General features: G+C 51.9%; 4 protein-coding genes. 1 reads left to right on the forward strand and 3 read right to left on the reverse strand.

What is annotated here, in order from left to right:
• Positions 1–141: 141 nt before the first annotated feature.
• From clpB to rluD, 3 genes are all read right to left on the reverse strand, one after another.
• Positions 142–2,715: an ATP-dependent chaperone ClpB gene (clpB, locus tag FDW95_RS08930; RefSeq protein ID WP_115257744.1), complete on the reverse strand. Its 2,574-nt coding sequence runs from the start codon at positions 2,713–2,715 to the stop codon at positions 142–144.
• A gap of 129 nt (positions 2,716–2,844) precedes the next feature.
• Positions 2,845–3,576 carry a purine nucleoside phosphorylase YfiH gene (gene yfiH / locus FDW95_RS08935; RefSeq protein WP_115257743.1) on the reverse strand — a complete coding sequence of 244 codons (732 nt, stop codon included), beginning with the start codon at positions 3,574–3,576 and terminating at the stop codon, positions 2,845–2,847.
• A complete protein-coding gene (gene rluD, locus FDW95_RS08940; protein ID WP_096756108.1) occupies positions 3,573–4,553 on the reverse strand; it encodes a 23S rRNA pseudouridine(1911/1915/1917) synthase RluD in 981 nt (326 codons plus the stop codon). Before rluD ends, yfiH begins: the two co-directional genes overlap by 4 nt.
• A gap of 131 nt (positions 4,554–4,684) precedes the next feature.
• Here rluD and bamD point away from each other — a divergent pair.
• The coding region (gene bamD, locus FDW95_RS08945) for an outer membrane protein assembly factor BamD (protein ID WP_096756107.1) at positions 4,685–5,419 on the forward strand (735 nt) is incomplete at its 3' end.

Raw genomic sequence — 5,419 nt, forward strand, 5'->3', positions numbered from 1 at the left:
TTATTTCAGGCTGACAAGGGGAAAATACAAAAAACTTATCAACCGATTACTTTTCCATCAAAACTAGTAATGGAAAGTTATTTTCGCCTGGTTTTTAAACAAAAACGAGCCCCGCAGGGCCCGTTTTTAGTATTTTGTGACTTACTGCACTGCCACAATGCGTTCGTCATTCACTTCCAGACGAATCGTTTTGCCAGGAACCAGCTCACCCGACAGGATTTGCTGGGCCAGCGGGTTTTCGATCTGTTGCTGGATAGCACGTTTCAATGGACGCGCCCCGTAGACAGGATCGTACCCATTCGCGCTCAGCAGTTTAAGCGCCTCGTCAGAGATGTGGATTTCATAGCCACGATCTTCCAGACGTTTGTACAGACGCTGCAGCTGGATCTGGGCAATAGACGCAATGTGTTGTTCACCCAACGGATGGAAGACAACAACTTCATCTATACGGTTAATGAATTCCGGACGGAAGTTTTGGCTGACCACGCCCAGCACCATGTCTTTCATGTGTCCGTAGTCCAGGTCGCCAAAACGTTCCTGAATGAGATCGGACCCCAAGTTAGAAGTCATGATGACCACCGTATTACGGAAGTCGACCGTTCTCCCCTGCCCGTCAGTCAGTCGACCGTCATCCAGCACCTGCAACAGAATGTTGAACACATCCGGATGCGCCTTTTCCACTTCATCCAGCAGGATGACGGAATAAGGGCGACGACGCACCGCTTCTGTCAAGTAACCGCCCTCTTCATAGCCAACGTATCCCGGGGGCGCACCGACCAGACGAGAGACAGAGTGTTTCTCCATAAACTCAGACATATCGATACGAACCATCGCGTCGTCGCTGTCGAACATAAAGTTAGCCAGCGCTTTACACAGTTCGGTTTTACCGACACCGGTTGGCCCAAGGAACAAGAACGAACCGATCGGACGATTCGGATCGGACAACCCTGCACGGCTACGGCGAATCGCGTTGGATACCGCTTCCACCGCTTCGTTCTGACCAATGACGCGGTTATGCAGATCCTGCTCCATACGCAGCAGTTTTTCACGCTCGCCTTCCAGCATGCGGGCAACAGGGATCCCCGTCCAACGTGCCAGTACTTCGGCGATTTCCGCATCCGTCACTTTATTACGCAACAGGCGCATGGTTTTGCCTTCAGACTGAGTGGCTGCTTCCAGCTGTTTTTCCAGCTCAGGAATTTTGCCGTACTGCAGCTCAGACATCCGCGCCAGGTCACCCACCCGACGAGCCTGTTCGATAGCGATTTTCGCCTGCTCCAGTTCAGCCTTAATCGTCTGCGTACCGGAGAGTGACGCTTTTTCCGCTTTCCACTCTTCTTCGAGCTCAGAATACTGACGCTCTTTGTCATCCAGCTCTTCATTAAGCATATCGAGGCGCTTTTTACTCGCCTCGTCAGACTCTTTCATTAACGCCTGCTGTTCCAGTTTGAGCTGGATGATTCGGCGATCGAGTCGGTCCAGTTCTTCCGGCTTGGAGTCAATCTGCATACGAATGCTGGACGCCGCTTCATCGATAAGATCGATGGCTTTGTCCGGTAACTGACGGTCAGCAATGTAACGATGAGATAGCGTCGCTGCCGCGACAATTGCCGGGTCAGTGATCTGCACGTGGTGGTGCAGCTCATAGCGTTCTTTCAACCCACGCAAAATGGCGATGGTGTCTTCCACGCTCGGCTCGGCAACAAACACTTTCTGGAAACGACGTTCCAGTGCCGCATCTTTTTCGATGTACTGGCGGTACTCATCAAGTGTTGTAGCCCCTACACAGTGCAGTTCGCCACGAGCCAGTGCCGGTTTCAACATGTTCCCGGCATCCATGGCACCATCGGCTTTACCTGCGCCAACCATAGTATGCAGCTCATCGATAAACAGAATGACATTGCCTTCCTGTTTCGACAGATCGTTCAGCACACCTTTTAAACGTTCTTCAAATTCACCGCGATATTTCGCCCCGGCCACCAGCGCGCCCATATCCAGCGCCAGTACACGGCGGCCTTTTAAACCCTCCGGCACTTCGCCATTAATGATGCGCTGCGCAAGCCCTTCAACAATGGCCGTTTTACCGACACCAGGCTCACCAATTAATACCGGATTGTTTTTAGTACGGCGTTGCAGCACCTGAATGGTGCGACGAATTTCTTCATCACGACCGATAACCGGATCGAGCTTACCCTGCTCGGCACGTTCCGTCAGGTCGACGGTGTATTTTTTCAAGGCCTGACGTTGGTCTTCAGCCCCTTGGTCGTTCACGCTTTCACCTCCACGCATCTGTTCAATTGCCTGAGTGATATTAGCGGTCGTCGCCCCCGCTGATTTTAATAAATCGGTCAGCGTACCGCGTGACTCAAGCGCCGCCAAAACGAACAGTTCCGACGAAATAAAATTGTCCCCACGTTTTTGCGCCAGCTTGTCGCAAAGATTCAGTACACGCACCAGCTCCTGAGAAGGCTGCACATCACCGCCGGTGCCTTCTACCTGCGGTAAGCGGCTCAATGCCTGATCAATGGCTGTGCGTAACTGGCCGGCGTTAATGCCAGCAGACGTTAACAAAGGACGGACCGATCCCCCTTCCTGATTAAGCAGGGCGCTCATTAGATGAAGTGGTTCGATAAACTGGTTGTCGTGCCCCAGTGCGAGTGACTGGGCATCGGCGAGTGCAAGCTGGAATTTATTAGTAAGACGATCCAGACGCATAACTCCTCCCATAACAGGTCAAAATTGCTACTGGAGATTAAATGAGGTCATCCCTCAATTATTCAAGGTGAATGACCTGAATTATGTGAAAAGAAAATTACGCGTACCGGATCGTCTTGATTCTTTAGGTTATATCAGCCAAATAAAACTTGCCATACGACCGGTGGTTTTGTCGCGACGATAAGAGAAGAAAGTCTCACTTTCGCTGAACGTACAGCGGTCACCGCCGTAGAGGTTCTCAACCCCAACATGTGCCAGACGCTGGCGAGCAAGCTGATAAATATCTGCCAGGTACTTTTCACCACGTGGCACAAATGCGCTGTCTGCTTGTGGATCTTTGACCATAAACGCGTCACGCACTTCAGGCCCCACTTCAAATGCACGGGGACCAATTGCCGGGCCTAACCAGGCAATAATGTTTTCGGGTTTATCAGCAAAACACGCAACGGTCTCTTCAAGCACGCCTGCACATAACCCGCGCCAGCCCGCATGAGCCGCCGCGACTTCCGTGCCAGCACGATTACAAAATAACACGGGCAAACAGTCTGCCGTCATCACTGCACACACGGTGCCCGGCGTATTGCTGTAGGACGCATCCGCACGCTTAGAAGAATAAGGCTCGCCGGTAAGTTTCAGAACCTCTTTACCGTGCACCTGTTCGAGCCAGACCGGTTTTGAAGGCAGATTGCCCGCAGCAAAGAGTCGTTTGCGGTTCTCTTCAACATGTTCCAGGTTATCGCCGCAATGGGCCCCCAGATTCAGCGAATCGTACGGCGGCAAACTGACGCCACCAATACGGGTAGAACTACAGGCCGCGACGCCTTGCGGCAGCGGCCACTGCGGGACAATTAGCTTACTCATAGCCAGGCCACATCATCCTTATGCTCTTCGAAATCGGCACGCATCACGGCAATCAGATCAACCATATCTTGAGGAATTGGCGCATGCCATTCCATTTCGATACCTGTGATTGGGTGATACAAGCGCAGCATGGTGGCATGCAGCGCCTGGCGGTCGAACTTACGCAGCGTAGAAATAAATTCATCCGACGCGCCTTTCGGTGGACGTGGACGTCCGCCGTAGACCTGGTCGCCCACCAGCGGATGGGTAATATGCGCCATGTGCACACGGATCTGGTGCGTACGTCCGGTTTCCAGACGCAGCCTAAGGCGCGTGTGTACACGGAAGTGCTCCATAATGCGGTAATGCGTCACCGCAGGTTTCCCCATAGGATGCACGGACATATGCGTACGTTTGGTGGGATGACGGCTGATAGGCTCTTCTACAGTGCCACCGGCTGTCATATGACCAATCGCTACGGCTTCGTACTCACGCGTAATTTCACGCAGCTGTAGCGACTCGACCAAACGCGTTTGCGCCGGAACCGTTTTTGCTACCACCATTAATCCGGTGGTGTCCTTATCCAGACGGTGCACGATACCTGCACGAGGAACATCCGCAATCGGCGGGTAGTAATGCAGTAACGCATTCAATACCGTGCCATCAGGATTACCGGCGCCCGGATGTACCACGAAATCACGTGGTTTGTTGATGACCAGAATATCGTCATCTTCATAAACGATATCTAGCGGGATATCTTGCGCTTCAAAACGAATTTCTTCGTCAATTTCAGCATTGATGGAGACACGTTCTCCACCCAAAACTTTTTCTTTCGGTTTATCGCAAAGATTCCCGTTTACCAGCACGCGCTGATCGAGGATCCATTCTTTTATGCGAGAACGCGAATAATCAGGGAACAATTCGGCCAAAGCCTGATCTAAGCGTTGACCGAGCTGATTATCGGAGACTGTTGCGGTGAGTTCTACTCGTTGTGCCATAAACTGCTTCTTCGTTTAACGTTGGGTTTTACGGCTTTGCCGTTTAATATAGTGTGCTATTGTAGCTGGTCTTAACCGGGAGCAGGAACAGAGAATCTCCCGTAAAACATTTTGAGGAAAGTCAAAACGTCATGACGCGCATGAAATACCTGGTGGCAGCAGCCACGTTGAGCCTGTTTTTGGCGGGTTGCTCTGGTTCAAAGGAAGAGGTGCCCGATAACCCACCAAATGAAATCTACGCGACTGCTCAGCAAAAGCTGCAGGACGGTAACTGGAAACAGGCAATAACGCAATTGGAAGCGTTGGATAATCGCTATCCATTTGGACCTTATTCTCAGCAGGTGCAATTAGATCTCATCTACGCCTACTACAAAAATGCCGATCTGCCGCTCGCTCAGGCCGCCATCGATCGTTTTATCCGTCTGAACCCGACACACCCTAACATTGATTATGTCATGTATATGCGTGGCCTGACCAATATGGCGTTGGATGATAGCGCACTGCAAGGATTCTTTGGTGTTGATCGCAGCGATCGCGATCCACAGCACGCCCGAGCTGCGTTTAATGACTTTTCCAAACTGGTACGTGGCTACCCGAATAGCCAGTACACAACGGACGCCACCAAGCGCCTGGTATTCCTGAAAGATCGCCTGGCGAAATATGAGTACTCCGTTGCTGAGTACTACACCGCACGCGGCGCGTGGGTTGCTGTGGTGAACCGCGTAGAAGGTATGCTGCGTGACTTCCCGGATACCCAGGCAACACGTGATGCCTTACCGCTGATGGAAAACGCCTATCGCCAGATGCAGATGACTGCACAGGCCGAAAAAGTGGCGAAAATTATTGCCGCCAACAGCAGTAATACC

This window comes from Citrobacter sp. wls718, from assembly GCF_005280945.1.
Classification (GTDB): domain Bacteria; phylum Pseudomonadota; class Gammaproteobacteria; order Enterobacterales; family Enterobacteriaceae; genus Citrobacter; species Citrobacter gillenii.

Coding starts and splice junctions, on each gene's coding strand:
- clpB (WP_115257744.1), bottom strand. CDS start 2,715: ATGCGTCTGGATCGTCTTACTAATAAATTCCAGCTTGCACTCGCCGAT.
- rluD (WP_096756108.1), bottom strand. CDS start 4,553: ATGGCACAACGAGTAGAACTCACCGCAACAGTCTCCGATAATCAGCTC.
- yfiH (WP_115257743.1), bottom strand. CDS start 3,576: ATGAGTAAGCTAATTGTCCCGCAGTGGCCGCTGCCGCAAGGCGTCGCG.